This is a genomic window from Novosphingobium taihuense, assembly GCF_007830315.1.
Classification (GTDB): domain Bacteria; phylum Pseudomonadota; class Alphaproteobacteria; order Sphingomonadales; family Sphingomonadaceae; genus Novosphingobium; species Novosphingobium taihuense.
In genome coordinates this window covers 112,138-137,424 of the sequence record NZ_VLKJ01000003.1, presented here as the reverse complement: position 1 = coordinate 137,424, position 25,287 = coordinate 112,138, and the positions used below count along the sequence as shown (strand labels likewise).

At 64.8% G+C, this 25,287-nt stretch carries 30 protein-coding genes; 18 read left to right on the top strand and 12 right to left on the bottom strand.

The features are described 5' to 3' along the window. Position 1: 1 nt before the first annotated feature. The 3 genes from mnmG to IQ25_RS07840 all read right to left on the bottom strand — a co-directional run bounded on the left by mnmG (position 2) and on the right by IQ25_RS07840 (position 3,595). Complete coding sequence (gene mnmG, locus IQ25_RS07850) at positions 2-1,849, bottom strand: tRNA uridine-5-carboxymethylaminomethyl(34) synthesis enzyme MnmG (protein ID WP_144904522.1); 1,848 nt, start codon at positions 1,847-1,849, stop codon at positions 2-4. Between the two features lie 137 nt (positions 1,850-1,986). After that, positions 1,987-3,285, bottom strand: a complete 1,299-nt coding sequence (gene mnmE, locus IQ25_RS07845) for a tRNA uridine-5-carboxymethylaminomethyl(34) synthesis GTPase MnmE (RefSeq protein ID WP_144904520.1) — start codon at positions 3,283-3,285, stop codon at positions 1,987-1,989. 46 nt (positions 3,286-3,331) lie between these two features. Continuing rightward, positions 3,332-3,595, bottom strand: a complete 264-nt coding sequence (locus tag IQ25_RS07840) for a DUF6489 family protein (protein WP_144904518.1) — start codon at positions 3,593-3,595, stop codon at positions 3,332-3,334. A 116-nt stretch (positions 3,596-3,711) separates the two neighbouring features. On the opposite strand from IQ25_RS07840, the gene IQ25_RS07835 reads away from it, so the two are divergent. Continuing rightward, positions 3,712-4,410, top strand: a complete 699-nt coding sequence (locus IQ25_RS07835; protein WP_144904516.1) for a dienelactone hydrolase family protein — start codon at positions 3,712-3,714, stop codon at positions 4,408-4,410. A gap of 76 nt (positions 4,411-4,486) precedes the next feature. After that, entirely contained in the window at positions 4,487-4,870 is a 384-nt protein-coding gene (locus IQ25_RS07830) for a nuclear transport factor 2 family protein (RefSeq protein WP_144904514.1), read from the top strand. A 75-nt stretch (positions 4,871-4,945) separates the two neighbouring features. Here IQ25_RS07830 and rpoZ read toward each other — a convergent pair whose 3' ends face one another. Further along, positions 4,946-5,290: a DNA-directed RNA polymerase subunit omega gene (gene rpoZ / locus IQ25_RS07825; protein WP_039333165.1), complete on the bottom strand. Its 345-nt coding sequence runs from the start codon at positions 5,288-5,290 to the stop codon at positions 4,946-4,948. Between the two features lie 92 nt (positions 5,291-5,382). Further along, positions 5,383-6,900, bottom strand: coding sequence for a replicative DNA helicase (locus IQ25_RS07820; protein ID WP_144904512.1), 1,518 nt, complete (start codon positions 6,898-6,900; stop codon positions 5,383-5,385). Between the two features lie 118 nt (positions 6,901-7,018). On the opposite strand from IQ25_RS07820, the gene IQ25_RS07815 reads away from it, so the two are divergent. The 5 genes from IQ25_RS07815 (at position 7,019) to IQ25_RS07795 (ending at position 10,664) form a co-directional block, all read left to right on the top strand. Next, positions 7,019-7,501 carry a UPF0262 family protein gene (locus tag IQ25_RS07815; RefSeq protein ID WP_144904510.1) on the top strand — a complete coding sequence of 161 codons (483 nt, stop codon included), beginning with the start codon at positions 7,019-7,021 and terminating at the stop codon, positions 7,499-7,501. 30 nt (positions 7,502-7,531) lie between these two features. Then, a complete protein-coding gene (locus tag IQ25_RS07810) occupies positions 7,532-8,242 on the top strand; it encodes a glycoside hydrolase family 25 protein (protein WP_144904508.1) in 711 nt (236 codons plus the stop codon). After that, entirely contained in the window at positions 8,239-8,673 is a 435-nt protein-coding gene (locus tag IQ25_RS07805; protein ID WP_144904506.1) for a cytidine deaminase, read from the top strand. Before IQ25_RS07810 ends, IQ25_RS07805 begins: the two co-directional genes overlap by 4 nt. Positions 8,674-8,693: 20 nt before the next feature. Then, on the top strand, positions 8,694-9,248 hold the full coding sequence (gene dcd / locus IQ25_RS07800) for a dCTP deaminase (protein ID WP_144904504.1): 555 nt from the start codon (positions 8,694-8,696) through the stop codon (positions 9,246-9,248). A 246-nt stretch (positions 9,249-9,494) separates the two neighbouring features. Continuing rightward, the gene (locus tag IQ25_RS07795; RefSeq protein WP_144904502.1) at positions 9,495-10,664 is read left to right on the top strand and encodes a saccharopine dehydrogenase family protein; all 1,170 of its coding nucleotides are present in this window, start codon (positions 9,495-9,497) and stop codon (positions 10,662-10,664) included. A gap of 89 nt (positions 10,665-10,753) precedes the next feature. Here IQ25_RS07795 and IQ25_RS07790 read toward each other — a convergent pair whose 3' ends face one another. Next, a complete protein-coding gene (locus IQ25_RS07790) occupies positions 10,754-11,197 on the bottom strand; it encodes a globin domain-containing protein (protein ID WP_144904500.1) in 444 nt (147 codons plus the stop codon). An 80-nt stretch (positions 11,198-11,277) separates the two neighbouring features. On the opposite strand from IQ25_RS07790, the gene IQ25_RS07785 reads away from it, so the two are divergent. Next, entirely contained in the window at positions 11,278-11,730 is a 453-nt protein-coding gene (locus IQ25_RS07785) for an RrF2 family transcriptional regulator (RefSeq protein WP_144904498.1), read from the top strand. Here IQ25_RS07785 and IQ25_RS07780 read toward each other — a convergent pair. Continuing rightward, entirely contained in the window at positions 11,714-12,145 is a 432-nt protein-coding gene (locus tag IQ25_RS07780) for a hypothetical protein (protein ID WP_181447202.1), read from the bottom strand. The two genes, IQ25_RS07785 and IQ25_RS07780, sit on opposite strands and share 17 nt — an antisense overlap. Before the next feature lie 152 nt (positions 12,146-12,297). Here IQ25_RS07780 and IQ25_RS07775 point away from each other — a divergent pair, with 152 nt between their 5' ends. Continuing rightward, positions 12,298-13,293, top strand: coding sequence for an adenosine kinase (locus tag IQ25_RS07775; RefSeq protein WP_144904496.1), 996 nt, complete (start codon positions 12,298-12,300; stop codon positions 13,291-13,293). Positions 13,294-13,442: 149 nt separating this feature from the next. Here the strand turns inward: IQ25_RS07775 and IQ25_RS07770 are convergent, their stop codons facing one another. The 4 genes from IQ25_RS07770 to IQ25_RS07755 all read right to left on the bottom strand — a co-directional run bounded on the left by IQ25_RS07770 (position 13,443) and on the right by IQ25_RS07755 (position 17,781). Beyond that, positions 13,443-15,107 carry a flotillin family protein gene (locus tag IQ25_RS07770; protein ID WP_144904494.1) on the bottom strand — a complete coding sequence of 555 codons (1,665 nt, stop codon included), beginning with the start codon at positions 15,105-15,107 and terminating at the stop codon, positions 13,443-13,445. A gap of 36 nt (positions 15,108-15,143) precedes the next feature. After that, positions 15,144-15,758, bottom strand: a complete 615-nt coding sequence (locus IQ25_RS07765; protein ID WP_144904492.1) for an OB-fold-containig protein — start codon at positions 15,756-15,758, stop codon at positions 15,144-15,146. Positions 15,759-15,860: 102 nt separating this feature from the next. After that, a complete protein-coding gene (locus tag IQ25_RS07760) occupies positions 15,861-17,189 on the bottom strand; it encodes an aminopeptidase P family protein (RefSeq protein WP_144904490.1) in 1,329 nt (442 codons plus the stop codon). Positions 17,190-17,352: 163 nt separating this feature from the next. Further along, a complete protein-coding gene (locus IQ25_RS07755) occupies positions 17,353-17,781 on the bottom strand; it encodes a CBS domain-containing protein (RefSeq protein ID WP_144904488.1) in 429 nt (142 codons plus the stop codon). A gap of 142 nt (positions 17,782-17,923) precedes the next feature. Between IQ25_RS07755 and IQ25_RS07750 the strand changes: the two genes are divergently transcribed. The 9 genes from IQ25_RS07750 to IQ25_RS07715 all read left to right on the top strand — a co-directional run bounded on the left by IQ25_RS07750 (position 17,924) and on the right by IQ25_RS07715 (position 24,546). After that, a complete protein-coding gene (locus IQ25_RS07750) occupies positions 17,924-18,217 on the top strand; it encodes a hypothetical protein (protein WP_144904486.1) in 294 nt (97 codons plus the stop codon). 45 nt (positions 18,218-18,262) lie between these two features. Next, positions 18,263-18,595, top strand: a complete 333-nt coding sequence (locus IQ25_RS07745) for a HesB/IscA family protein (RefSeq protein ID WP_144904485.1) — start codon at positions 18,263-18,265, stop codon at positions 18,593-18,595. Next, positions 18,592-19,368, top strand: a complete 777-nt coding sequence (gene xth, locus IQ25_RS07740; RefSeq protein WP_144904483.1) for an exodeoxyribonuclease III — start codon at positions 18,592-18,594, stop codon at positions 19,366-19,368. Before IQ25_RS07745 ends, xth begins: the two co-directional genes overlap by 4 nt. Positions 19,369-19,501: 133 nt before the next feature. Continuing rightward, complete coding sequence (locus tag IQ25_RS21340; protein WP_258536982.1) at positions 19,502-19,630, top strand: hypothetical protein; 129 nt, start codon at positions 19,502-19,504, stop codon at positions 19,628-19,630. Between the two features lies 1 nt (position 19,631). Then, on the top strand, positions 19,632-20,309 hold the full coding sequence (gene msrA, locus IQ25_RS07735) for a peptide-methionine (S)-S-oxide reductase MsrA (RefSeq protein WP_144904481.1): 678 nt from the start codon (positions 19,632-19,634) through the stop codon (positions 20,307-20,309). Positions 20,310-20,345: 36 nt separating this feature from the next. After that, positions 20,346-20,819, top strand: a complete 474-nt coding sequence (locus IQ25_RS07730) for a Fur family transcriptional regulator (protein ID WP_144904479.1) — start codon at positions 20,346-20,348, stop codon at positions 20,817-20,819. Positions 20,820-20,864: 45 nt separating this feature from the next. After that, complete coding sequence (locus tag IQ25_RS07725) at positions 20,865-22,142, top strand: MFS transporter (RefSeq protein ID WP_144904477.1); 1,278 nt, start codon at positions 20,865-20,867, stop codon at positions 22,140-22,142. A 42-nt stretch (positions 22,143-22,184) separates the two neighbouring features. Beyond that, entirely contained in the window at positions 22,185-24,122 is a 1,938-nt protein-coding gene (gene dxs, locus IQ25_RS07720) for a 1-deoxy-D-xylulose-5-phosphate synthase (protein ID WP_144904475.1), read from the top strand. A gap of 4 nt (positions 24,123-24,126) precedes the next feature. Beyond that, entirely contained in the window at positions 24,127-24,546 is a 420-nt protein-coding gene (locus IQ25_RS07715; RefSeq protein ID WP_144904473.1) for a hypothetical protein, read from the top strand. A 12-nt stretch (positions 24,547-24,558) separates the two neighbouring features. On the opposite strand, the gene IQ25_RS07710 is transcribed toward IQ25_RS07715, so the two are convergent. Further along, positions 24,559-25,239 (bottom strand): NnrU family protein, encoded by a 681-nt coding sequence (locus IQ25_RS07710; protein WP_144904471.1) that lies wholly within the window; start codon positions 25,237-25,239, stop codon positions 24,559-24,561. Positions 25,240-25,287 lie beyond the last annotated feature (48 nt).

Genomic DNA, 25,287 nt, shown 5'->3' with positions numbered 1-25,287 from the left:
TTCACGCAGCCAACCTCCGCCGCGCATGGACCAGCAGGCTGGCAAGAGCCGCGGGCGTGATGCCCGCGATCCGTCCGGCTGCAGCGAGCGTATCAGGCTGCGCCTTCTCCAGCCTCTCGACCATCTCGCGCGACAGGCCCGGCACGGCGCCGAAGGGAAATCCTGCGCCAAGAGGCACGCTATCAGAGGCACGCAGATCACGCAGTTCGGCATCCTGCCGCGCGAGATAAGGCGCGTAAGCCGCGTCTTCCTCGACCTCTTCGGCCAGCAGCGGATCGACGCGCTCGTCCCCAATCCACGGCTGCAGCGTGTCCAAGGTGACCTCGGGAAAGCGCAGCCACTCCTTGAGCGTCCGCCGCGATCCATCGGCGCGAACGGGCATTCCCGCACGGTTCAGTTCGGTGGGCGTCGCATCCTGTGTGAGCAAGTCTCCAAGCCTGTCGCGCTGGGCAAGCCGCTCCTCGAACCACTGCCGCCGCTCCTCGCCGATGCAGCCCACCGCCAGCCCGACCGGCGTCAAGCGCGTTGAAGCATTGTTCGCGCGCAGGCGCAGGCGGTATTCGGCGCGGGCGGTCAGCATGCGGTAAGGCTCACTCACCCCGTGCAGCGTAAGGTCGTCGATCATCACCGCCATGTAGGAATTGGCACGGTCCAGCTCGGGGGTTTCGCGGCCCAGTACGGCAGCGGCGGCGTGCATCCCCGCGACCAGCCCCTGCGCTGCGGCTTCCTCATACCCGGTCGTTCCATTGATCTGTCCGGCGCAGTAAAGCCCGGGAATGGCCTTGACCTCCAGCCCGCGATTGAGCGCGCGCGGATCGATGTGGTCGTACTCCACCGCATAGCCCGGCACGGTGATCTCGGCCTGCTCAAGCCCTTCCATCGAACGGATCATCGCTACCTGCACGTCAGTCGGCAACGATGTCGAGACACCATTGGGATAGACCGTGCTGTCGTCGAGACTTTCCGGCTCAAGGAATACCTGATGCCCGTCGCGGTCGCCGAAGCGATGGATCTTGTCCTCGATCGACGGGCAGTAGCGCGGGCCTTGCGCGCCGATCGCGCCGGTGAACAGTGGTGAACGATCGAGCCCACTGCGGATGATGTCGTGCGTTCGCCCGTTGGTGCGGGCAATGGCGCAGAACACTTGCGGCAGTGGACGCGCCTTGGTCAGCGGCGACATCGTCCAGGGATCGGCATCGCTCGGCTGCTCTGGCAAGCGCGCCCAGTCGATGGTCCGGCCATCGATGCGCGGCGGCGTCCCGGTCTTGAGTCGTGCCATCGGCAGGTTCGCCGCGCGCAGCTGCTGCGCCAGACGATGTGCCGAATCCTCGCCGATGCGTCCGCCATCCATGCGCTCCTCGCCCCGGAACAGCCGCCCGCCCAAGAACGTGCCGGTGCAGAGCACGACCGCCCTGCCCTCAAGCCGGGAGCCATCGGCGAGGTCGATCCCCGCGACTTGGCCATGCTCGATATGCAGCGCCGCCGCTTCTCCGCCGACTACGATGAGGTTCGGCTGCGCGGCAATCATGCGCTGGATCGCTGCCTTGAAACGCTTGCGATCCGCCTGCACACGTGGCCCTTGCACGGCGCTGCCCCTTGAGCGGTTGAGCATCCGGTAGTGAATTGCCCCAGCATCCGCAGCGCGCGCGATCAGTCCGTCGAAGGCATCGACCTCTCGAACCAGATGGCCCTTGCCCAAGCCGCCGATGGCCGGGTTGCAGCTCATCGCCCCGACCGTTGCCGGATCAAACGAAACCAGCGCCGTGCGCGCGCCCATCCGCGCCGCAACGGCAGCAGCCTCGACGCCGGCATGTCCGCCGCCGACCACGATGATATCGAACTGGTGCATGGCTTCGCGCGATACGCGAGTTGAGGATTCGCGTCAAAGTTTCAGATGGAGTGTTTCACGTGAAACAGCCGCTCACCCACTTCGTAAATCTCGCAAAGGGGTGAGCAGGAGGCAGGGCAATGTTCCACGTGAAACACCTACTTCCCGATGCAGAACCGCCCAAACAATGCATCCAGCATGTCCTCTGTGCTGGTGCGTCCAACCAGCGCGTCGAGCGCAATGCGCGCGAGCCGCAGATTCTCCGCCGCCAACAAAGGATCACATTCACGCTGCGCCTGATCAAGCGCAGCCGCGACCTGCCCGAGCCGCTCATGCTGCCGCTGATTGAGTGCGGCCTCTCCCGGTCCAGGCAAGGAATGACGGGCATGCGCGATCAAGGCCTCACGCAGTTGCGCCATCCCCTCGCCTGTCCGCGCCGAAAGCCGCAAGGCAGTCTCAGATTTGCGCGGAGCATCGGGATCATCCGTGCGCGCCGCTACCTCCCACAGCGCCCGTCCTTCTGGTCCCTCACCTTCAGGCCCCAGCCACAGGATGAGGTCTGCCTTCTCGGCCGCCGCTCGCGCCCGGGCAATGCCGATCCGTTCGATCTCGCCTGCACCTTCATCGCGAAGACCAGCGGTGTCGACGAAGGTGAATGGCACGCCATCGAGCGAGGCGGCGAAGGTCAGGACGTCACGTGTCGTTCCCGGCTCGGCGGCCGTGATCGCGGCCTCCTGCTGGACCAGCGCGTTGAACAGCGTCGACTTCCCCGCATTGGGCGGGCCTGCCAAGACGACGCGGAAGCCCTCCTTCAACGGCTCGGCGCGCGGGCGGACGAGCCAGGCATCAAGGTCGTGCGCCATTGCCGCGCAGTCCGCGGCAAATCCCGGCGGAAGCGCGTCCTGCCCTGCACCGACATCGTCCTCATCGGAAAAATCGAGAGCCGCTTCTAGCTTCGCCGAGATGCCCAACAAGGCATTTCGCCAGCGCTCCGTTTCACGTGAAAGCGCGCCTTCGGCCATGGCGAGCGCAGCGCGGCGTTGCAACTCGGTCTCGGCAGAAAGCAGGTCGGCCAAGCCCTCAGCCTCGGCCAGATCGATCCGTCCATTGGCAAAAGCGCGACGGGTGAACTCTCCCGGCTGCGCACGTCGCAATCCGGACAGCGTGGAAAGGGCTGCTTCCACGGCTGCAACAACCGCGCGCCCACCATGGAGATGGAGTTCGGCGCTGTCCTCCCCAGTCGCCGTGCCTGGGCCGGGAAGCCAGAGCACCATCGTCCGGTCGAGGTGCGTCAAGTCGCGCGGATCCGCCAGCGTCGCCAATGTCGCGCGGCGCGGCGTCGGTAGTTTGCCCGCAAGCGTCTTAAGAGCGGATCCTGCTTGCGGGCCGCTGATGCGGATAACGGCAATGCCCGCAGGGGCAGGGCCGGAGGAGAGGGCGAAGATCGTATCGGTCACGCGCCCCCTTAAACGATCACGGCCCTCCACGATCAAGAAAGAAGCGTCAGTCCTTCGATTTCTTCGAACCCGTACCGGTCATTGCGCCTAGCCCGCCTTGCTCCATGAAGTTCTGGAACAGCTTCAACCCGATCTCGCCCATCGGCGCGACCTGCTTGGCGAAGGTCTGCAACTGGTCGAGACTGCCTGCGCCCTGCATCGCCTTGGCAACGCTTTCGACATAGACCTCGTTTGCTTTCGACACATCGGGCAGGCCGAGAAAGCGGCGGGCTTCTTCGGGCGTGCAATCGACTTCGACGGTGACTTTCATGTGCGTCCCTTCCGGCATCCGCTTGGGCGTAAAGACTGTCATGCACGCTTGGCAAAGTCCATGGTCGGGGCCAACATGGATCCAGACCAACTCCATTGAATCGCAGGATGAACGACATGGGCGAGAAGATCACGTTTACAGCACTCGATGGTGAAGGCGATATTCCGGGTTATCTGGCAACGCCCGACGGCCCGATCCGCGCCGCGATCATCGTCATCCCCGAGATCTTCGGGGTGAACCCCGGCATCCGTCACAAGTGCGAGGCTTGGGCAGATCAGGGCTACATGGCGCTCGCGCCTGACATCTTCTGGCGCTTCGCTCCCGGCGTCGAGCTTGATCCCGATGTGCCCGAGCAACTGCAGGAAGCCTTCGGCTACTTCGGCCAGTACGATGCCGACAAGGGCGTCAAGGACATCGAAGCCGCGATCCGCTTTCTGCGCGGGTATGAAGGGATCGACAAGGTCGGCCTCGTCGGCTTCTGCCTCGGTGGTCGCATGGCCTACATGGCGGCGGCGCGGACCGATATCGATGCCTCGGTCGGCTACTACGGCGTGATGATCGATCAGATGCTGAACGAATCGCACGCCATCGCCAATCCGCTGATGCTGCACATTCCCACGGCCGACCACTTCGTCGGGCCCGAGGCGCAGAAGGCGATCCACGATGGCCTCGACCCGCACCCGAAAGTGACGCTCTACGATTACGAGGGCCTCGATCACGGCTTTGCCGCCGAGATGGGCGATCGCCGCAATGAGGAAGGCGCGCAGCTTGCCGACCGCCGCACGCGCGATTTCTTCGCGCAGCACCTCGGCTGAGCCTTCGGCGTTGCGCGGGATCAATGCCCGCGCAACGTCCCTGCCCTAACCACAATGAGAACAACGGGAGAAGCGCATGAAACTCGGCCTTGCAGCATGGCACCGGTACATGATCAGCGGCGACATCGCGCTGCTCGACGAACTCGTCGCCGATGACGCCGTGTTCCACTCCCCCGTCGTCCACACCCCGCAGGCGGGGCGCGAGAAAGTGCTGATGTACCTCACCGCCGCGGGCCAGGTCTTCGGCAACGGCACCTTCCGCTACGTGCGTGAGCTTGTTGACGGCCCCGAAGCCTGCCTCGAATTCGAGTGCGAGATGGACGACGTGCGCGTCAACGGCATCGACCTGATCCGCTTCGACCTCGAAGGGCGCATCGTCGATTTCAAGGTCATGGTCCGCCCCCTGAAGGCGATCAACAAGGTCTGGCAGCTGATGGCTGAGAGGCTGGAAAATACCTGAGCCAACTGCGAGACAAAGAAAAAGCCCGCAGTTTGCACCGCGGGCTTTTTGCAAGCTGTTGATCTCGAACCGAAATCAGCCGTCGTAATCAGCGCCCAGCGAGGTGTTGCGCACCGGTGCCGCGGCGGTGATGCGCAGCGCTTCGGCCGACTGCGACAGCGAGCCGATCTCATCGACTTCATCGTCATCGTCAGGCAGCACGCGCTGGAGCGACTGGATCACGTTTTCCTTGAGAACGGCAGGGCGCACAGTCTCTTCGGCGATCTCGCGCAGGGCGACGACCGGGTTCTTGTCACGGTCACGATCGACGGTGAGTTCGGCACCGCCCGAAATCGCGCGGGCGCGTTCGGCGGCCAGCAGGACCAGATCGAAACGGTTGGGAACCTTGTCGACGCAATCTTCGACGGTAACGCGCGCCATCAGGGCACTCCAATCACTTGAGAATTACGGAAAGGACGGCAGTTAGGCCGGGGGTGTGGAAAAGTCAAGGATTCGCGTAGGAGCCTGAAGCCCTACTCGTCGTCCCCACCGCCATAGGCCGCGCGCATGTCGTCGGGCGCAAGGTCGGAGAACCGGGTGATGCGCGCTTCGAAACGCAGGCGGACCTTGCCGGTAGAGCCGTGGCGTTGCTTGGCGACGATCAGTTCGGCAAGGCCATAGACCCTCTCCATCTCGGCCTGCCATGCGGCGTGGGCTTCCTGGATCTTCGAATCGTCGTTGCCTTGCGGCACCTTGGGTTCCTTGGCGGCGACGTAGTAGTCCTCGCGGAACACGAACCAGACCATGTCGGCGTCCTGCTCGATCGAGCCCGATTCGCGCAGGTCCGACAGCATCGGACGCTTGTCGTCGCGCTGTTCCACCGCACGCGATAGCTGCGAGAGCGCGATCACCGGGACCGACAATTCCTTGGCCAAAGTCTTGAGTCCGCGCGAAATTTCCGAGATTTCGTTGACGCGGTTGTCGCTGCGGCCCGATCCTTGCAGCAGCTGCAGGTAGTCGACGATGATCAGGCCGATGTCGTGGCGGCGCTTCAACCGGCGGGCGCGGGCGCGAAGGGAGCCGATCGTCAGCGCCGGGGTGTCGTCGATATAGAGTGGCAGTTCGGCAAGGCGCTGGCTGGCGAAAGACAACTGCTGGAAATCTTCGCGGCTGATGCGGCCCATGCGCAGCGATTCGGAGCTGATGCCCGATTGTTCGGCAAGGATACGCGTGGCGAGCTGGTCCGCGCTCATTTCCAGGCTGAAGAAGGCGACCCCTGCCCCGACCGAATCCTTGAGCGCAATGCCGTCCGACAGATCACGCCGCAGCCGGTCAGCGGCATTGAACGCGATGTTGGTGACGAGCGAGGTCTTGCCCATGCCGGGACGTCCGGCGAGAATGATAAGGTCGGAATCGTGAAGGCCACCGATCTTCTCGTTGACCGAGGTCAGGCCCGTGGTCTTGCCCGAAATGTGGCCGCCCGAGAGCAGCGCCTTCTCGATCATTTCGAGCGAGGCGCGCGTGGCTTGCGCAAAGCTCTGTGCTTCGCTGCCGGTCTGCGCGCCTTCGGCCACAGCGTAGAGCGCGGCTTCGGCCTTCTCCACCTGCTCCAGCGGGGCGACTGAGTCGCTGGTATCAAGCGCGCCCTCGACAAGGTTGCGACCAACCGAGATCAGCTCGCGCAGCAGCGCAAGGTCATAGACCTGCTCGGCCAGTTCGCGCGGGTTGAGCAGGCCCTGCCCGTCCGAGGTCAATCGCGCGAGGTAGGCAACGCCCCCCAGTTCCTTGAGCCCCTCGTCCGCTTCGAAATAGGGCTTGAGCGTGACCGGGGTGACCACCGCCTTGCGGTCGATCAGCGCCATGATCCGCTCGAAAACGCGGCCGTGCACGGCGGCAAAGAAGTGTTCGGGCTTGAGCGGGGTCTGCAGTTCTTCAAGGATGCGGTTGTCGATCAGCACTGCGCCCAGAAACGCCGCCTCGGCTTCGACGTTCGAGGGGAGTGCACGAATCTCTGACGGTTCGCGGGTGAGAATGGCTTCGCTGGCGGACATGGGCAGCATAGTGCCCGAACCGGCCCGATCCGGCAATGCATCGCCCCTGTGGATAGCGGGGAGCATCGGGTCAAAAGCCTTGCCCGAGCCCCACGCGTCTGCAACACAGGAAGCCTATATGGCCGACCCGCGCATCTCGCATATCGAGCTGGACGAAGCGACGATCATCTGGCGCAACGCCGATATCGAGCAGGAGCGGCGCATTGCGATCTTCGATCTGATCGAGGAAAACACCTTCAAGCCGCTGCGCGCGTTCGAAGCGGGGCACGTGGGGCCATACCGGCTCAAGCTTTCGGTCGACGATGGGCGGCTGGTGCTGGCGGTGGCCGACGATGGCGGCAACCCGCTGGAGACCGTGATTCTCGGCCTCGGTCGTTTCCGCCGTCCGATCCGCGAATATTTTGCCATCTGCGACAGCTACTATCAGGCCATCCGCAAGGCGACCGCGACCGAGATCGAGACGATCGACATGGCGCGGCGCGGCATCCACAACGATGCCGCCGATACCCTGCTCGAGCGCCTCGAAGGCAAGATCGAGACCGACTTCCCCACCGCCCGACGCCTCTTTACCCTGATCTGCGTGCTGCATATCAGGGGCTGAACCAGAACTCGGGGCCGCGCGAATCTCATCATGCCGAAGAAACGGAACACTGCCCGCCCGCACACGGGGCGCAGGCGCCTGCTGGCAGCCCTGCTGCTGGTGGTGCTCGTCGCTATCGGCATCGGCTGGTGGAAGGCGCGCACCTGGATGCCCGACCGGCGCGACTATCCCGTGCAGGGCGTCTGGCTGAGCGATGACATCGGCCCGGTCGACTGGCGCCTGCTGCGCGCCGCCGGAGCCGATTTTGCCTATCTCACCGCCAGCGAGGGCATCTCCACGCGCGATACCGCCTTCGCCGATGGCCTGATCGCCGCACGTGCGCGCGGCATGCAGGTGGGTGCGGTCCACGTCTATGATCTTTGCGCGTCCGCAGATGCGCAGGCGGCAAACTTCGTCACCATCGTCCCGCGCGACAAGGATCTGCTGCCGCCCGCGATCCGCTTCGACATCGATTCGCGCACCTGCCAGCAGGTCCCGGGCGAGGCGCAGATGCAGAGCGAGCTGACCACCTTCCTCAACCAGGTGGAAAAGCACGCCGAAAAGCCGGTGATCCTGATGGTGTCCCGCGCGCTCGAAAAGCAGTACCATCTCGCCGCCCGGATCGACCGCAACATCTGGGTCGAACAGGATTTCCTCGAGCCCGCCTATGCCGGCAGGCCCTGGGTGATGTGGACAGCGAGCGACCGTCTGCGGCTGGATGCAGCCAATGCGCCGCTGCACTGGGTAGTGGTGCAACAATGACCGACGTCCTGGCCGATGCCCGCGAAGACCTGATCGCCGCCGCTCGCCGCGCGATGGACACCGCCTATGCGCCCTATTCGGGCTTCCACGTCGGCGCGGCGCTGCTGTTCGATGATGGCGCGATCGTTACCGGCGCGAACTTCGAGAACGCCAGCTATGGCCTCTCGCTCTGCGCCGAAACCGTGGCCGCATCCATTGCCAGCCACGCCGGACGGCGCGGCGGATTGCTTGCTGTGGCGGTGCTCGGCGGGATGGGGGGCGCGGTCGAGGCTGCGATCAGCCCTTGCGGCCGCTGCCGTCAGGTGCTCAACGAACTGGCGGCATTGGGGGGCACCGATCCGCTGGTGATCTGCGTCGGAGCACAGGAAGTCGTGGAAATGCGCCTCTCGGTGCTCTTGCCCAACGCCTTCGGCCCCGCCAATCTCGCCTGAACGCATATTGGGAGCCTGACTTGGCCATTCTTTCCGACAAGTGGATCCGCGACAAGGCGCTGAACGAGGGCATGATCGAGCCTTTCGTCGAGAACCAGCGCCGCGATGGCTGCATCAGCTACGGCCTTTCGTCCTATGGCTATGACGCCCGCGTCGCGCGCGAATTCAAGATCTTCACCAACGTCGATTCCGCCGTGGTTGACCCCAAGAATTTCGACGGCGCGAGCCTGGTCGACCGCGAGACCGACGTCTGCGTGATCCCGCCCAATTCCTTCGCACTCGCCCGCACGGTCGAATACTTCCGGGTGCCGCGCGATGTGCTGGTGATCTGCCTCGGCAAGAGCACCTATGCCCGCTGCGGCATTATCGTGAACGTCACCCCGCTCGAGCCCGGCTGGGAAGGCCACGTCACGCTCGAATTCTCGAACACCACCCCCCTGCCCGCCAAGATCTATGCCAACGAAGGCGCGTGCCAGTTCCTGTTCCTCCAGGGCAACGAACCCTGCGAGGTAAGCTACGCGGATCGCGCGGGCAAATACATGGGTCAGCGCGGCGTGACGCTGCCGCGGCTGTAGCCACCCCGGCCCCCACCAACTCACCGTCACCCCGGCGCAGGCCGGGGCCCACAAGCTCTCGCCACAACCACGCCTGACAACCTTACGCGTGCCTTTCCGGCAACGTGTTAGCCAACCAGCGCCATGGGTCCCGGCCTGCGCCGGGACGACGGAGTGTGCGAGCACTTAACCCCCCGCTTAAATCCGGTTGCATTCGCCACCGAACTCGCCAAGCTTGCCGCACAACGAGAACAGGCGGAGAGGCTGATGGAGAAGTCGCAAAGGCCCTATGACATCGTCGTCTATGGGGCGACGGGGTTCACCGGGCGATTGGTCGCGGAATATCTGGCGCGGCATTATGGTCAGGAAGGCCCGCGCTGGGCCATGGCGGGGCGTTCGGGGGCAAAGCTTGCCGAAGTGCGGGCGCTGATTGACGCGCCCAAGAACACCCCGCTGATCGTGGCCGACGCCGCCGATCCCGCCAGTCTCGAAGCGATGGTCGAACAGGCCAGGGTCGTCATCACCACCGTTGGACCTTACCAGCTCTATGGCGAACCCCTGCTTGCCGCCTGCATCGCGGCGGGGACCGACTATGCCGACCTTTGCGGCGAGCCTGTCTGGATGCGCCAGATGATCGACAAGTATGGCGAGGACGCAAAGCGCACCGGCGCGCGCATCTGCTTCTCCAGCGGTTTCGATTCGATCCCGTTCGATCTGGGTGTGCTGATGCTGCAGGAGGAGGCCGTGGCGAAGTTCGGCCGCCCTGCCCCGCGCGTCAAAGGCCGGGTGCGCGGCATGAAGGGCACCGCCTCGGGCGGCACCGCGGCCAGCCTCAAGGCCACGCTCGCCGCGCTTGGCAAAGACCCCGCGCTGATCCCGCTGATGCAGAGCAGCTTCTGCCTCACCCCCGGCTTCGAAGGCCCCGCTCAACCTGCCGGTGACAAAGTCCAGCACGACGATGCGCTGGGATCATGGGAAACGCCGTTCATCATGGCGGCGATCAACACCAAGAACGTCCACCGCACCAACGCCCTGCTCGGCCATGTCTGGGGCACCGATTTCGTCTATGACGAGATGGTGCTCACCGGCCCCGGCGATCAGGGCAAGGCCATTGCCGAGCACATGGCGAAGACGCCGATCATCGGCCGCCCCGATGATCCCAAGCCCGGCGAAGGCCCATCGAAGGAGGAGCGCGATACCGGCTTCTATGACGTGCTGTTCGTCGGAGAAATGCCGGACGGCCAAACCATCCGCTATGGCGTGAAAGGCCGCTACGATCCGGGTTACGGCTCGACCAGCCGCATGATCGCCGAGACGGGCATTGCCCTGCTCTCAAGCAAGGCCTCCGGCATGATCGGCACCCCCGGCGCAATCCTCGGCGATGCCCTGGTCGATCGCCTGCGCGCCCACGCCGAAATCACCTTCGCTGCGGAGTAAGCACAGAAAACGACAAAGCCCGCCTGTCGCTTTGGAGGGGATCCGCGACAGGCGGGCTCGTTGCAGCATCAGCCCGATTGATTGGGGGTTCAGGCTGCTGCGGCGTAGGCTTCCGCTTCGGCGGCGATCAGGATATCGGCGAGCATCCAGTATGCCTCGTCCCAGGCCGCCAGGACTTCATCGGTGGCAACGTCAGCCCCCACTACGTCGCGAATCGCCGGCAGCAGGGCCGCGGCGACATAGGGATAATGCTCGGCCTTCACGCCCGTCTCGACATGGCGCTGCACCATTCGCGTCACGGCAGGGCCAAGGTTCTCGAGCTTGTCGATGTTCTTCGAGTAGGCAAGGATCGCTGCGGCCAGACGGCGCGGCTGCTCACCGCTTTCCTGCGCGGCGGCATCGAACATCGCCTTCACATCTTCGTTCTCAAACAAGCGCTTGTACATGGCGGTGGTGATTTCCACCCCGTGCTTCTCAATCACCGGAGCGGTGGCCTTGACGATGGTCTTTGCATGTTCGGAAGCGGTGCGCATCAGCGATCTCCAATCAGGTATTACAAATACCGGTATTTTGTCTGCTTGATTCTCGCAAGGGGAAAAACGATCTATCCGGGATGCAGTTGACCCAGCACACCGACTTCGGCCTGCGCCTGCTGATCGTGCTCGCGCGCAAGGATGGGCCGATCAGCCTGCCTGCGTTCTCGGCGCAGCAGGGTCTGAGCTACCATCATGTGGCAAAAGTCGCCCAAGCGCTGGTGCAGGCAGGATTTGCCATGTCGCAGCGCGGTCGCAGCGGCGGCATCGCGCTCGCTCTGCCAGCCCACCAGATCACCGTGGGAGACGTGGTGCGCAAGCTGGAGCGTGGCCTGCGCCTTGCCGATTGCGCCACTTGTGCGCTGCGCGAGGATTGCGCGCTGAGCAGCGTGCTGGCCGAAGCGCTCGAAGCCTTCCTTGCGGTGCTCGATCGCTACACGCTGGCCGATGTTTCACGCGAAGGCGTCGCCGCGTTCGCACCGTGGGCGGCGATCCCCCCAGCCCCCACCTGCGCCGTTACGGAGCCTTCCTGAGCGCTGCCACGCAGGCCGCGCGATCCACGTCCCGCCCGTCACCGCGCCGCGCATCGACATAGGTCGCGGTCGGCTTGCCGCCATTGGCAGGCGGGTAGAGATAGACGTCGAGAATGCAGGCGGTGCCGCTCCACTGCATCTTGCGCGCATCGTCCTCGATCACGTCGAGACGCGGCGTGCCGAAAGCTCGGCCCAGCTGCAGCGCGTCAGACCCGATCACGCCTTCCAGCCCCGGGATCATCTGCACTTGCGCCGTTGGCTTGCCCACCGGCGCAGGGCGCGGAACGGTAGTGCGCACCGGTGCTGCGGGCGCGGAACGAACGACGGAGGTCTTGCCGCCCGAAGGCGCCCCTCCCCCACCGCACGAAGCGAGCAGGAGGGCAAGAAGCAGAATGGCAGCAGCACGAAACGTCACCGCGCGGGGATGCCCCGCCCTTGCGGTATCGTCAACCGTGGCTCCGACGGACTGGCGCAGTCCACGTTCAAACCGGCGCGTTCGGGCGCTTGCTGCAACGCAGGCGAGCGGCTAGGCCACCGGGCATTCCCGAAATCACGGAGCCTTCCTGAATGTCCGACCCGCTTTACGACGTCATCGCCATCGGCAACGCCATAGTCGATGTGATGGCCCCTTGCGATGATGCGGACATCGAACGGCTCGGCCTCGCCAAGGGCGGCATGACCCTGGTCGACACCGCCCGCGCCAAGGAACTCTACGACGCCATGGGCCCCGCGCGCGAAATCTCGGGCGGTTCGGCGGCCAACACGCTTGCTGGTCTTGCCGCGCTCGGTGCAAAGTGCGGCTTCATCGGCCAGGTGGCTGACGACCAGCTCGGCGAAGTCTTCGCGCACGATATCCGCGCAGGCGGCATCGCCTTCGAAACGCCGTCGCGTGCTGACGAGCCGCCGACGGCGCGCTGCCTGATTTTCGTCACGCCCGATGGCCAGCGCACGATGAACACGTTCCTTGGCGCTTCGCAGTTCCTGCCTGCCGAAGCGCTGGACGAAGCCCAGATCGCGTCGGCCAGCGTGCTCTATCTCGAAGGCTACCTGTGGGACCCGGAAGAGCCGCGCAAGGCCATGCGCCGCGCCATCACCGCCGCGCGCAACGCCGGTCGCAAGGTTGCCTTCACCTTGTCCGACGCTTTCGTCATCTCGCGCCACGGCGATGATTTCCGTGAGCTGATCGAAGCGGGAGAGATCGACATCCTCTTCGCCAACGAACACGAACTCGCCGCGCTGACCGGCATCGAGGACTTCCACGCGGGCCTCGAACAGCTCGCCGCCAAGGTGCCTACGGTCGTTGTCACCCGCAGCGAGAACGGCGCCCACGCCATCAGCAACGGCGAACACGCCCATGTGCCAGCCGAACCGATCGCCAAGGTCATCGACACCACCGGCGCAGGCGATCTTTTCGCCGCAGGCTTCCTCTACGGCTACGTCCGGAACAAGCCGCTGGCGACCAGCCTGACGCTCGGCGCCATCTGCGCCGCCGAAGTGATCTCACACTACGGCGCGCGTCCCGAAGCCAACCTGCAGGATCTCGTCGCCAAGCGGCTGGGGTGATCCCTGGGATCCTCCCCATTTTCACGAAGTGCAAATGGGGAGGTGGCAGTCCGAAGGACTGACGGAGGGGTAGATATCCTAACCCCTCCACCCTCAGCTAAGGCACCGTGCCCACTCCCCGATTGTCCTTCGGAAATCAGGCAGGATTGTCAGAGTTCCGGCTCATCAGATGTCGCTTCGGCGGGAGCCGCAGCCACGACCGGTGCCGCCTTCACCAGCCCCTCCAGCGATCTGCCATCCAGCCCCAGTTCCTTCATCAGGCCATCGATGATCGGGGCCTGCGCGCGATAGCTCAGCGCGGCCGTCAGCGCATCGCTGGCAAGGTTGCCATTGGCGGGAGACCCGCCCTCCCCTGCGCCGCCTGACGAGCGCGTCAGCCCATCGACCTGCACGATCTTGATCGAATCGATCGCTTCCAGCGGCTTTGCGGATTCGCGCACCAGTTCGGGCAGGACCTTAAGCAGCGCCATCTTGGTCTGCAGCGAGATCTGGTCGGATGAGAGCAGGTTCGCTGCCTCATTGATCGCGCGCTGGCCCGCCGCCTCCACTTCGAAGCGCACGCGCGCGGCTTCGGCGCGCAGCTTTTCGGCCTCGGCCTCACCCTCTGCTTCCAGACGGGCAGCCTCGGCGCGGTTGGCAGCGGCGGCCTTCTCGGCTTCGGCTTCCACCTTCACCCGGATTGCGTCGCGTTCTGCCGCCTTGGCCGCTTCGATCAGTTCGATGCGCTTGCCGCGTTCGGCCACTTCGGTCTCGCGCGAGGTGACGACCTGTTCCTCGGCGGCCACCGCCTTGGCACGCGCCTCATCGGCTTCGGCCTTGGCCTGGCTTTCCTCACGGCTCTTGTTCTGGATCGCGATCTGCTGCTCCTGCCGGGCAATCTCGATCGCCTGTTGCTGCGCAATGCGGGCCTGCTGCACCGCACGGTCGGCCTCGATCTGCTGGCTGTCGACCAGCTTCTTCGCTTCGATTTTTGCCGCTTCGGCTTCCTGACTGCGCAGCGATTGTTCACGCGCCACTTCGGCCGCCTGCTCGGCGCGGCGCATCTCGATCTCGCGCTCCTGTTCAAGCCGGGCAAACTCGTTGTCGCGCTTGATCTTCAAGGATTGCTGCTCGGCCTCGAGATTCTTCATCTCGATCTGCACGCGCGTGTCCTGCTCGATGTCGTTGCGCGCCTTCTTGCGCAGCTCGATCTGCTCGGTCAGCTTGGTCAGGCCCTCGGCGTCAAAGGCGTTGTTGGCGTTGAAGTGCTCGATGCTGGTCTGGTCCAGCCCGGTCAGCGAGACCGATTCCAGCTCCAGCCCGTTCATGGCCAGATCGTTCGAGGATACCTGCTGCACCTTCTGCACGAAGTCAGCGCGCTGTTCGTGCAACTGGTTCATCGTCATGCCCGCCGCAACAGAGCGCAGCGCGTCGACGAACTTGCCTTCGACCAGATCCTTCAGCGCCTCGGGCTGCATCGTGCGCATGCCCAGCGTCTGTGCGGCCATGGCGATGGCCCCGGCATCAGGGCGCACGCGCACGTAGAACTCGGCCTTCACGTCGATGCGCAACCGGTCGAGCGTGATAAGCGCGTCGGTATTCTTCCGCTCCACGGCAAGGCGCACGGTGTTCATGTTCACAGGCATCGTCTCGTGCAGCACCGGCAGCACCAGCGCGCCGCCGTTGATCACCACTTTCTCCCCGCCGAAGCCGGTTCGCACGAAGCCCACTTCCTTGGTCGCGCGGCGGTAGAGCCGGGTCAGCGTGAAGGCGATCACCAGCAGGAGCGCAAGGCCGGTGCCTGCATAGATGGCGATGGGAACAAGCTGGTTCATGTCAGTCTCCGAAGAGGAAGAAACTTTGCAAGGAAATCAGTCGGCAAGGCGCAGCGGGCCGTCCATCGGCACGGCGTAGAAGGTCTCGCCGTCGCGGCGGACGAGCAGGACCTCGCAGCCCTCGCCCAGAACGGCGCTGTCCTCATGCGGTTCGACCATCACGAGGTGAACCTGCCCATGCACGTCGCGCACTTGCGCCCGCGCTGCGCTGCCACGGGTAGCGCGGCCGATCTGGATCGTGCCCTTGCGCCCGAGCAGCGCGTCGACCGGCACGGCGGTCGTCTCGTCATGCGGCCAGATGCGCCCGACCAGACGGGTGATGACGGTGTTGACCGGCCATGCCGCAAGCAGCCCCATTGCCGTGGCCGCGCCGGGACCGAATGGCGCTCCGAAGAACGAAGTCACCAGTTCCTGCATCGACAGGCCGACGAGCCCGAATGTCGCGAGGAAGAAGGACAGCCACACCACGAAGGGCAGCGCGCCCAAACCGGTTACGCTGGCTAGCGCAGATCCTGCGTCAAGGTCTGCGTCATGCCCGTCGGCATCGCCCAGAAAATCCGATATTCCCGTAACTTGCACAATAACCAGCAGCGCCAGCAGGGCCAGCGCGACGGCGAACGGCAGATTCTCGGGGGCCAGCAGCCCACCCATCCCAGGAACTCCCCTATTGGCCGCAGATCATGGCAAGCGGGGCAGGCGGCGCAAGCGGAATCGGACATGGGATTGTCCGATTTTTGCGCCGGGTCGGTGGCATTACCGCGCCATGAAGGCCTCGATGTCGGCCACGGTGCGCGGGATGCCAATGCTCAGGCGTTCGCAGCCGGTGGGGGTAACGAGGTAAAGATCCTCGATGCGGATGCCCTGGTTCATCTGCTGGTTGTAGAGCCCCGGTTCGATGGTGATCACCGCGCCCGCCGGGATCGGCCTGGCATAATCGCCTGCGTCGTGGACATCGAGGCCGACGAAGTGCCCGAGGCCATGGGTGAACTCGTCGATCCGCCCTGCCTTGCGGAACACGGCGCTGGCCGCCTCGGTCATGTCCTCGTGAATCACGCCGGGTTTCAAGAGCTTGGCCGCAGCATCCTGCGCCGCCATGACCAGTTCGTAGTCCGCCCGCTGCTGCGCGGTGAACCTGCCCGATGCGGGGAAGGTGCGCGTGATGTCGCAGGCATAAGTGCCGACTGAGGCAGCCGCGTCGATCAGCACCAGATCCTGCGCGCCGATCACCGCGTTGCCGTGGGCATAGTGCAGCGAGGCGGCGTTGCGGCCGGTCGCGACTATGGAATCATACGACAGCCCCTCGCCCCCGCCCTGCCGGAATCCGTCTTCGAGGACGGCGGTCAACTGGCGTTCGGTCATGCCGGGGCGCACCGCCTTCATCGCGGCGAGGTGCCCGATCTGTGTTGCGGAGAGCGCCTTGCGCATCAGCTCCAGCTCGCGCGGCTCCTTGACGGTGCGCAGGGCGGGGAGAAGGGCGCTCTGGTCCTTCAGGGTGCAACCGGGCACGCGGGCCATCACCCGGCCATAGAGGTCCATCGCGGGCGGCACCGGGGCCGAGGCGCTGGTGATCGGCCCCATGAAATGCAGCGTCCGGCTCCGCGCGGCGAGCTGGGTGACGAGGCCGTCCAGCCCCGAAGTGCGCCGCACCCGCTGTATTCCGGTGCGTGCCTCGATCACCGAGCCCAGCGGCAGGCGTTCGACATCCCACCGCTCGGTCTCGACATCGCGCGAGGGGAGCAGCAGGAACTCGCGGTAGGTTCGCTCCGCCGGGGCCAGCACCAGCACCGCGCCGGGTTCGTCGACGATCCCGGTCAACCACGCGAAATCGCCTGACTGATAGAACGGCGGGCTTACCGGGCCGCTCGTCCGGTCACGCTCGGCGCCATGGATCACCGCCACGCCATCCTTGAGCGTCGCCATCAGCTTCGCGCGGCGTTCACGATAGACCTCGGGTGGGAAGGGTGTGGTGCCTGACGGGGTGGCGAACCCTGCGGGCGGAAGGACCTGCGCGCGGATCGAGATTGAGAGCGAGGCGGTCGTGACGGCGGCTCCGGCGAGGAGCGAGCGGCGGGTCAGCTGCATGTTGGATTTCCCCAGTTATGAGGGAAGCCTAGAGTGTTTCACGTGAAATGCGAGATGCCGTTTCGCAGGGCAAAAGTGCCGCGGAGTCAGGGGGAGTTGGGGGAGAGTTGCAGGGGAGTTGCCCTTCTGCCCCCGAGAGTTGGAAATGCGCTGCGTAGTGGGCTCAGGCCTGCTGGATATAGACCCGCATCGCGTCCGCCTCGGCCTCGATCTTGTCGAGGCGGTGCTTCACCAGGTCCCCGATCGAGACAAAGGCGACCATGCGATTTCCTTCGACAACAGGGAGATGGCGGAAGCGGCGCTGGGTCATGAGTGCGAGGGCTTCCATCACCGAGGTTTGCGGGGTGACGGTGACGACCGGTGCGGTCATCATGTCGCGCACCTTCATGTGCAGCGCGGCTTCGCCATGCTTGTGCAGGCAGCGGATCATGTCGCGTTCGGAAAAGATGCCAGCCACGCCGCTGTCACCATCGCTGACGGGCAGGGCGCCGATGCGGTGGTGGGCGAGCATGTCGATCGCGTCCGAGACTTGCGCGTCGGCCGACACGCTCCAAACTTCACCGCGTCCCTGAATGACTTGCGCAATCGTCATGGCATCCTCCTTCGTGATGCGGCCGACTTGCGCCTTCGGGCGTCTTTTCGGGCCGCCTTAACTCCCGTAGCGATCATGCCATCTTGGCGGCCATTGTCAAAGCCGTTGCGCGCACCATCTTTGAACGCCAAAGGACTTAGCCATGGCCGGATATTCCCCGCTCGATGATCCTGAAAACGCACGCTTTGCCTGGGCACGCTATTGGCAGATCATGCGCTGGATGGCGCTGTTCAGCACTGCCGTTGTCGGCGTGGTTCTCTATGTTCTCTATCTGCAGATCGGCCTTGTCTCGATCCACCTGTTCATCGCCTCGGCGCTGGGCGTCTGGCTGACGATCATGCTGATGGCGGCGCTGATGGGGCTGGTGTTCCTTTCCAGCGGGACCGGTCATGATGAATCGATCGAAGACCGGCTGGAAGATGAGCGGAACCGCTGATCATCGGACGTTGAGGTTTCGGCTTCGCGCTCCTATCTTGAGGGCATGAGCGAAACACAGGTCACCCTCGCCCCAAGCGCTGCCGCGCGCGTTGCCGCGATTGCCGCCAAGCAGTCCAAGCCCGCGATCCTGCGGCTTTCGGTCGAAGGCGGCGGCTGTTCGGGCTTCCAGTACAAGTTCGGCCTGGCCGACGCGCCCGAGGAAGGCGACCTGATTGCCGAGACTGACGGCGTGCGCCTGGTGGTCGACGAAGTCAGCCTCGGCCTGCTGGAAGGCAGCGTGGTCGAATATGTCGAATCGCTGGGCGGCGCGGCCTTCCGGGTGAGCAACCCGCAGGCGGCCTCGGGATGTGGTTGCGGCGCCAGCTTCGCCATATGATCAAGGTAGCATCGTTCAACATCAACGGGATCAAGGCGCGCCTTCCCCGCCTGCTCGAATGGCTGGAAGAGACGCGGCCTTCCGTCGCTTGCCTGCAAGAGATCAAGACGCAGGACGAGGGCTTTCCCGCCGCCGAGTTCGAGAAGATCGGCTATCACGCGATCTGGCACGGTCAGAAGGGCTTCAATGGCGTGGCGATCCTTGCTGATGGGCAGGCGCCGGTGGAAGTCCAGCGCGGGCTGGCAGGCGAGCCAGAGGACGAGCATTCGCGCTATCTCGAAGCCGATGTCTTTGGCATCCGCGTGGTGTGCATCTATTTGCCCAACGGCAATCCGCAGCCGGGGCCGAAGTTCGACTACAAGCTGCGCTGGATGGAGCGCCTGCGCACGCGCATGGCCCAGATCACGGCAGAGGACGTGCCCGCCGTGGTGATCGGCGACTACAACGTGATCCCCGAGGACAAGGACACTTTCTCGGTCAAGGCGATGGCTGACGACGCGCTGATGCAGCCGGAATCGCGCGATGCCTATCGCCGCCTTCTCAACGATGGCTGGACCGACGCCATCGACACCTTAAATCCGCAAGGCGGGGTGTGGACGTTCTGGGACTATCAGGCGGGTGCCTGGCAGCGCGACCATGGCTTCCGCATCGACCACGCCCTGCTTTCGCCCGAACTGGCCGACCGGCTGGCGGCGGCGGGTGTCGACAAGGAATATCGCGGCCGCGAGAAGGCCAGCGACCATGCGCCGATCTGGGTGCAGCTTCGGGCCTAACCGTTCGTCGCACGCCCCGAACGTCTCGCAGAAACTTTCGTGGCTTGCGTGTAACCCTGTGCAGGGCGTCACCGAACATTCAGGCGACTCGGTGCAAGGCCGAAGCCAGACAAGATCGTGAAAGCCAAAATCCATGGGCCTGTTCAAGCCTGACTTCTTCCGTGCCCTTGCCTTCGGGTTCCTGATGGGGGCTGCCGTCATGGGCATCACCTCGGGCACGACCGCACTCGCCACGCCCGATACCGAACAGGCGTCGCACTAAGATGCGTCGCCCGATCCTGACCGCACTCATGGCGGCGGGAGTCCTGACCGCATCGTGCCAGCAACCGGCGCAGGCCGAAGGCGCGGTGGCGACGCCCGCTGCTGCTGTGCAAGCCAATGAAGCGGCGGGCAAGAAAGTGGCCGTGTTCGCTGGCGGCTGCTTCTGGGGCATCGAGGCGGTGTTCAGCCACCTGAAGGGCGTGAGCAGCGTCGTTTCGGGTTATCACGGCGGGGCGCAGAAGACCGCGATCTATGACGTCGTGGGTTCTGGCAATACCGGACACGCCGAGGCCGTGCGGGTGACGTACGATCCGGCCAAGATCCGCTACGACCAGCTGCTGCGAGTGTTCTTTGCCGTCGGCGCAAACCCCACGCAGCTTAACTATCAGGGTCCGGACCACGGCACGCAGTACCGTAACGCGCTGGTGCCGATGGACAAGGAGCAGGCGCGGGTGGCGGGCGCCTATCTTGGCCAGCTGAAGAAATCGGGCCTGTGGAAGCAGCCGATCGTGACCACGGTTGAGCCCTACAAGGCGTTTTACCCCGCCGAAGCCTATCATCAGGACTTTGCCGAGAGGAATCCCGATCACGGCTATATCCGCCGGTGGGATGCGCCAAAGGTTGCAGCGCTCAAGAAGCTGTTCCCCGATCTCTACAAGCCGACGTTCACGCGGAACTGATTTGCGCCGGGGCCAAGGCATGCCTATCTAGGGCTGATGTCCGGGCACCATCATCACCATCACGACTTTGCAGGCGACAGTCTGGTTGCGGCCGCTCGCGATGCACTCACCGCATCTGGCGAACAGTGGACCGAGATGCGTGCCGACGTGTTCGAGGCGCTGGCCGAGCGCGAGAAGCCGGCATCGGCCTATGACATTGCCGAAAGCGTGGGCACGCGGCGCGGCAAGCGCGTTGCGGCCAATTCGGTCTATCGCATCCTCGACCTGTTCGTGCGGACCAATCTTGCGCGCCGGGTGGAGAGCGCCAACGCCTATGTGGCCAACAGCCATCCCGGTTGCCGCCACGACTGCATCTTCCTGATCTGCGACTTGTGCGGCACCGCCGTGCATATCGACGATGACAGCCTTACCGGAGCGCTGCGCAAGGCGGCGCAGGATGCGGGCTTTGCCGAAGTGCGCCCGGTGGTGGAAATTCGCGGCCACTGCGCGGAGTGCGCCAGCGGAGAGTAGAACAGCGCAGACACGAGACGCTGGTGGCTTTTGGGGGGAAGCAGCATGCACGAGACAGGACACGAGCCGCGCCATCTGCCGACCAGGCGCCAGTTCGCGGCAGTCATTTCCGGCAATGCGCTGGAATTCTACGATTTCCTGAGCTTCAGCTTCTTTGCGGTCAACGTTTCGCGGGTGATGTTTCCGGCAGGTGTTCCGGGCAGTGCCCTGCTGCTGACGCTGATGACCGCAGGCGCTGGGTTCGGCGCTAGACCGCTGGGTGCGATCCTGTTCGGGCTGCTGGGCGACAAGCTGGGCCGCCGACCGACCATGCTGGCAACCTTTGCCCTGATGGGGCTCAGTGCTGTCGGACTAGCGCTGACGCCGAGTTACGCGACCATCGGCGTGTGGGCACCGATCTGCGTGGTTGCTTTCCGCCTGTTGCAGGGGCTTGCCGCCGGGGGTGATGTCGGGCCGACCACGGCTTTCCTTGCCGAAAGCGCGCCGCCGGAAAAGCGAGGGATGCTGATCGCGCTGCAACTGGTTGCCATGCGCATCGGCGTTCTGGCGAGCGGCATGGTGGGGCTGGTGCTGGCGAGCCTGCTCACGCCCGAACAGCTTGACGCTTTCGGCTGGCGCATTGCCTTCGGCATCGGCGCGGCGATCGTGCCGCTCGCCTTCGCGCTGCGGCGGCGGCTGGACGAGACCCTGCATCTGCCCGAGACCGGGCCCAACGTGGTGACCGAGCTCGACGTGCGGGCCTATGTGGTGGCGCTGATCGGGGTGACCGGATTCCTGCTGGCGGGCGCTGTGGGGGATTACCTGTTCGTCTTTGCGACCACGTTCCTGAAGATTCCCGTGACCAACGGTTACCTGCTGCAGATGGCGGCGGCGGGGACGCAGATCGTCGGCCTGCTGCTGGGTGGCTGGCTGGGGGACCGGATCGGGCGGCGGCAGGTCATGCTCGGCACGGCGGTGCTGGCCGCACTGGTTTCCCTGCCGCTGTTCCGCTGGGGCATTGCCGAAGCTTCGCTGGCGCAGCTTGCTCCGGCGGCGGCGCTGCTGCTGTTGATGGCGACGGTTTCGGCGGCGGTGGCCTATGCCTCGTTCGTTGAGATCACGCCCAAGCGCCATCGCGCGGGGCTGGTCGGAATCGGCTATGGCGTGATCGTGGCGCTGACGTTCGGCTTCACGCCGGTGATGCTGACGCGGCATATCGCGGCGACGGGTGATCTTGCCGCGCCGGGATATGCTTTCGTGGTTGCAGCGTTGTTGCTTGTGGTTTCGGCCTTGCTGACGCGGGGTCGCGCGGCACCGACCATGGGGAAGGGCCAGTTTGCATGATCATGTTCGACAGCACACAAGCATCGGTGTAAGGGCGGTGGGATGAGTTCAGAACCGGCAACGCCGCTGCTAGACACGGTCGATACCCCTGAGGATCTTCGCAAGCTCGCGCCTTCGCAGCTTCGCCAGCTTTCCGATGAGCTGCGCTCCGAGATGATTTCCGCCGTCGGATCGACGGGCGGGCATCTTGGCTCGGGGCTTGGCGTGGTCGAGCTGACCGTGGCGATCCACTATGTGTTCAACACGCCAGACGACAAGCTGGTGTGGGACGTGGGCCATCAGGCCTATCCGCACAAGATCATCACCGGCAGGCGCGACCGTATCCGTACATTGCGACAGGGCGGGGGGCTTTCGGGATTCACCAAGCGCAGCGAGAGCGAGTACGACCCGTTCGGCACCGCGCATTCGAGCACGTCGATCTCGGCCGCACTGGGCTTTGCCATTGCCAACAAGCTGAGCGACCGGCCGGGCAAGGGCATCGCGGTGATCGGCGACGGCGCGATGAGCGCGGGCATGGCCTACGAGGCGATGAACAATGCCGGCGCTGCGGGCAACCGGCTCGTGGTGATCCTCAACGACAACGACATGTCGATCGCGCCGCCAGTGGGCGGGCTTTCAGCCTATCTTGCGCGGCTGGTGTCCTCGCGCCAGTTCCTCGGGCTTCGCGAGATCGCGCGCAAGCTCTCGCGCAAGCTGCCGCGCCCGCTGCATACCGCCGCGCGCAAGACCGACGAGTTCGCGCGCGGCATGGCGATGGGCGGCACCCTGTTCGAGGAGCTGGGCTTCTATTACGTCGGGCCGCTCGATGGGCACAACATCGACCAGCTGATCCCGGTGCTGGAGAACGTGCGCGATGCAGCCGAAGGGCCGTGCCTCGTCCACGTGGTGACGCAGAAGGGCAAGGGCTATGGCCCGGCCGAGCAGGCTGCGGACAAGTACCACGGCGTGCAGAAGTTCGATGTGGTGACCGGCGAGCAGGTCAAGGCCGCGCCCGGAGCGCCCGCCTACCAGAACGTGTTCGGCGAGACGCTGGCCAAGCTGGCGGACAGCGACCCGACGATCTGCGCGATCACGGCGGCGATGCCGAGCGGCACAGGCGTCGACAAGTTCGCCAAGGCGCATCCGGACCGCACGTTCGATGTCGGCATTGCCGAGCAGCACGCGGTGACCTTTGCGGCTGGGCTTGCCGCAGAGGGCATGCGCCCGTTCTGCGCGATCTATTCGACGTTCCTGCAGCGCGCGTTCGACCAGGTCGTGCATGACGTGGCGATCCAGAACCTGCCGGTGCGCTTTGCGATCGACCGTGCCGGGCTGGTTGGCGCCGACGGCGCGACGCATGCGGGCTCGTTCGACGTGACGTACCTGGCCACACTGCCGAACATGGTGGTGATGGCAGCCGCCGACGAGGCGGAACTGGTCCACATGACCTATACCGCTGCAAAGCATGACAGCGGCCCGATCGCGTTCCGCTACCCGCGCGGCAATGGCACCGGCGTTGCGCTTCCGGACGAGCCGGAATTGCTGGAGATCGGCAAGGGCCGCATCGTGCGTTCGGGCAGCAAGGTTGCGCTGCTGTCGCTCGGCACGCGTCTGGCCGAGGCGCTCAAGGCTGCGGACCAGCTGGAGGCCAAGGGCCTGTCGACCACGGTTGCCGACCTGCGCTTTGCCAAGCCGCTGGACACCGATCTGATCCGCCAGCTGATGGCGACCCACGAGGTTGTCGTGACGATCGAGGAAGGCGCGATCGGCGGGCTGGGCGCGCATGTGCTGACCATGGCGAGCGACGAAGGGCTGACCGACCCTGATAGCGCACATGGAGGCCTCAAGATCCGCACCATGCGCCTGCCCGACCTTTTCCAGGACCACGACGCGCCGGACAAGCAGTACGATGCAGCCGGGCTCAACGCGCCGCACATCGTCGATACGGTGCTGAAAGCGCTGCGGCACAATTCGGCGGGTGTAAGCGAGGCGCGGGCCTGAACCGGTGAGCGGCGGCGCGTGGCTCCTTGCGGGCGGCGCGCTGGTGACATGGTTTGGCGCGAGCTACCTGATCTGCAAGCGCAAATGGGAGCGCGCGGTGTCGCTGTTGCGCGACCGCCGCGCGAATCCGAGCCGAGACGATTTCGTCGCGATGCTGGCACCTGAAGTCGGTTCCGCGACTGCGCTGTGGTTCTGGAAGGAATTGCAGGTCTATTACCGACCCCGTCTTTCACCACACCCTGATGACGATCTGACCGGAGATCTACCGATAGACCCGGATGAGCCAGACGACTGGGTGCGGGACTATTGCCGATTGCACGGACTGAAAGTGCACGACCTGGCACAGTGGCCGGAGGCTCTCGCCGTCACCCCGCGCAATCTGCTCGGCTGGCTGGAGAAGGAGCGGTCGCGCCTGACAGAGTAAGGCCGAAGCGGCTCAGGCCACCCACAGCCACAGGCCGGCGGGAATGCCGAACAGGTGGTAATGCACCCAGGTGATGATGAACCACACGAGGAGACCGAGCAGCAGGATCGAGCGCAGGCGCAGCAGTTCACCGAGATTCGGCCAGAACGTCGTCCGGCGCTGCCATGGTCCGACTTCACGCTTGTTGCCGGCAAGCTTGCGCTTGTCCTGGAAGTGCGATCCGACCAGTGCGAGAACGATCAGGCCGGTCATCAGGATCAGGACGCGGGCGGTGGGTGCCGCGATCATGTGGCCCAATGCCCACAGTGCGATGCCCCACATCATCGGGTGCCGCGTCACCTTGAACACGCCCACGGGGGCGACGGTGCCGAGACCGGCTGTCTTCTTGCCGGGAAGGGCCGGATTGTGCACGAACGACGGGATCAGCAGAGCAAGGCCAATCAATGTCAGCAAGCTTGCGATCGCCCAAGTCAGTGGAGCCGTGCCGTTCCATGCTGCCCAGTCGGAATCGGTTCGGTCAAACACGACGATGACCCAGGCCAGCGTCGAAATAGAGACCAGCGAATAAGCGAGAAGGAAACCCTGTTCTCCCAGCATTCTGACAAGCGGACGCCTTAGCGGTCCGGACATCAGGAAGTGCGTGACGACGAAAGCCACCGTTGCAAGAATAAGGTGAATCAGTCCTGCGCTCATCAGCCCCCCCAAGCGTTTTCCTGTCTTGATGCGGCATGTTTCAGCGCG

Excerpts from the sequence above, each read along its gene's own strand:
- IQ25_RS07755 (WP_144904488.1), bottom strand. The coding sequence starts at position 17,781 with ATGACGATTGCGCAAGTCATTCAGGGACGCGGTGAAGTTTGGAGCGTG.
- xth (WP_144904483.1), top strand. The coding sequence starts at position 18,592 with ATGATCAAGGTAGCATCGTTCAACATCAACGGGATCAAGGCGCGCCTT.
- IQ25_RS07835 (WP_144904516.1), top strand. The coding sequence starts at position 3,712 with ATGGGCGAGAAGATCACGTTTACAGCACTCGATGGTGAAGGCGATATT.
- IQ25_RS07805 (WP_144904506.1), top strand. The coding sequence starts at position 8,239 with ATGACCGACGTCCTGGCCGATGCCCGCGAAGACCTGATCGCCGCCGCT.
- IQ25_RS07815 (WP_144904510.1), top strand. The coding sequence starts at position 7,019 with ATGGCCGACCCGCGCATCTCGCATATCGAGCTGGACGAAGCGACGATC.
- IQ25_RS07710 (WP_144904471.1), bottom strand. The coding sequence starts at position 25,239 with ATGAGCGCAGGACTGATTCACCTTATTCTTGCAACGGTGGCTTTCGTC.
- IQ25_RS07795 (WP_144904502.1), top strand. The coding sequence starts at position 9,495 with ATGGAGAAGTCGCAAAGGCCCTATGACATCGTCGTCTATGGGGCGACG.
- rpoZ (WP_039333165.1), bottom strand. The coding sequence starts at position 5,290 with ATGGCGCGCGTTACCGTCGAAGATTGCGTCGACAAGGTTCCCAACCGT.
- IQ25_RS07745 (WP_144904485.1), top strand. The coding sequence starts at position 18,263 with ATGAGCGAAACACAGGTCACCCTCGCCCCAAGCGCTGCCGCGCGCGTT.
- IQ25_RS07775 (WP_144904496.1), top strand. The coding sequence starts at position 12,298 with ATGTCCGACCCGCTTTACGACGTCATCGCCATCGGCAACGCCATAGTC.
- IQ25_RS07770 (WP_144904494.1), bottom strand. The coding sequence starts at position 15,107 with ATGAACCAGCTTGTTCCCATCGCCATCTATGCAGGCACCGGCCTTGCG.
- IQ25_RS07765 (WP_144904492.1), bottom strand. The coding sequence starts at position 15,758 with ATGGGTGGGCTGCTGGCCCCCGAGAATCTGCCGTTCGCCGTCGCGCTG.
- IQ25_RS07840 (WP_144904518.1), bottom strand. The coding sequence starts at position 3,595 with ATGAAAGTCACCGTCGAAGTCGATTGCACGCCCGAAGAAGCCCGCCGC.
- IQ25_RS07790 (WP_144904500.1), bottom strand. The coding sequence starts at position 11,197 with ATGCGCACCGCTTCCGAACATGCAAAGACCATCGTCAAGGCCACCGCT.
- IQ25_RS07760 (WP_144904490.1), bottom strand. The coding sequence starts at position 17,189 with ATGCAGCTGACCCGCCGCTCGCTCCTCGCCGGAGCCGCCGTCACGACC.
- IQ25_RS07725 (WP_144904477.1), top strand. The coding sequence starts at position 20,865 with ATGCACGAGACAGGACACGAGCCGCGCCATCTGCCGACCAGGCGCCAG.
- dxs (WP_144904475.1), top strand. The coding sequence starts at position 22,185 with ATGAGTTCAGAACCGGCAACGCCGCTGCTAGACACGGTCGATACCCCT.
- IQ25_RS07810 (WP_144904508.1), top strand. The coding sequence starts at position 7,532 with ATGCCGAAGAAACGGAACACTGCCCGCCCGCACACGGGGCGCAGGCGC.
- mnmG (WP_144904522.1), bottom strand. The coding sequence starts at position 1,849 with ATGCACCAGTTCGATATCATCGTGGTCGGCGGCGGACATGCCGGCGTC.
- msrA (WP_144904481.1), top strand. The coding sequence starts at position 19,632 with ATGCGTCGCCCGATCCTGACCGCACTCATGGCGGCGGGAGTCCTGACC.
- IQ25_RS21340 (WP_258536982.1), top strand. The coding sequence starts at position 19,502 with ATGGGCCTGTTCAAGCCTGACTTCTTCCGTGCCCTTGCCTTCGGGTTC.
- IQ25_RS07730 (WP_144904479.1), top strand. The coding sequence starts at position 20,346 with ATGTCCGGGCACCATCATCACCATCACGACTTTGCAGGCGACAGTCTG.
- IQ25_RS07785 (WP_144904498.1), top strand. The coding sequence starts at position 11,278 with ATGCAGTTGACCCAGCACACCGACTTCGGCCTGCGCCTGCTGATCGTG.
- IQ25_RS07750 (WP_144904486.1), top strand. The coding sequence starts at position 17,924 with ATGGCCGGATATTCCCCGCTCGATGATCCTGAAAACGCACGCTTTGCC.
- IQ25_RS07820 (WP_144904512.1), bottom strand. The coding sequence starts at position 6,900 with ATGTCCGCCAGCGAAGCCATTCTCACCCGCGAACCGTCAGAGATTCGT.
- IQ25_RS07830 (WP_144904514.1), top strand. The coding sequence starts at position 4,487 with ATGAAACTCGGCCTTGCAGCATGGCACCGGTACATGATCAGCGGCGAC.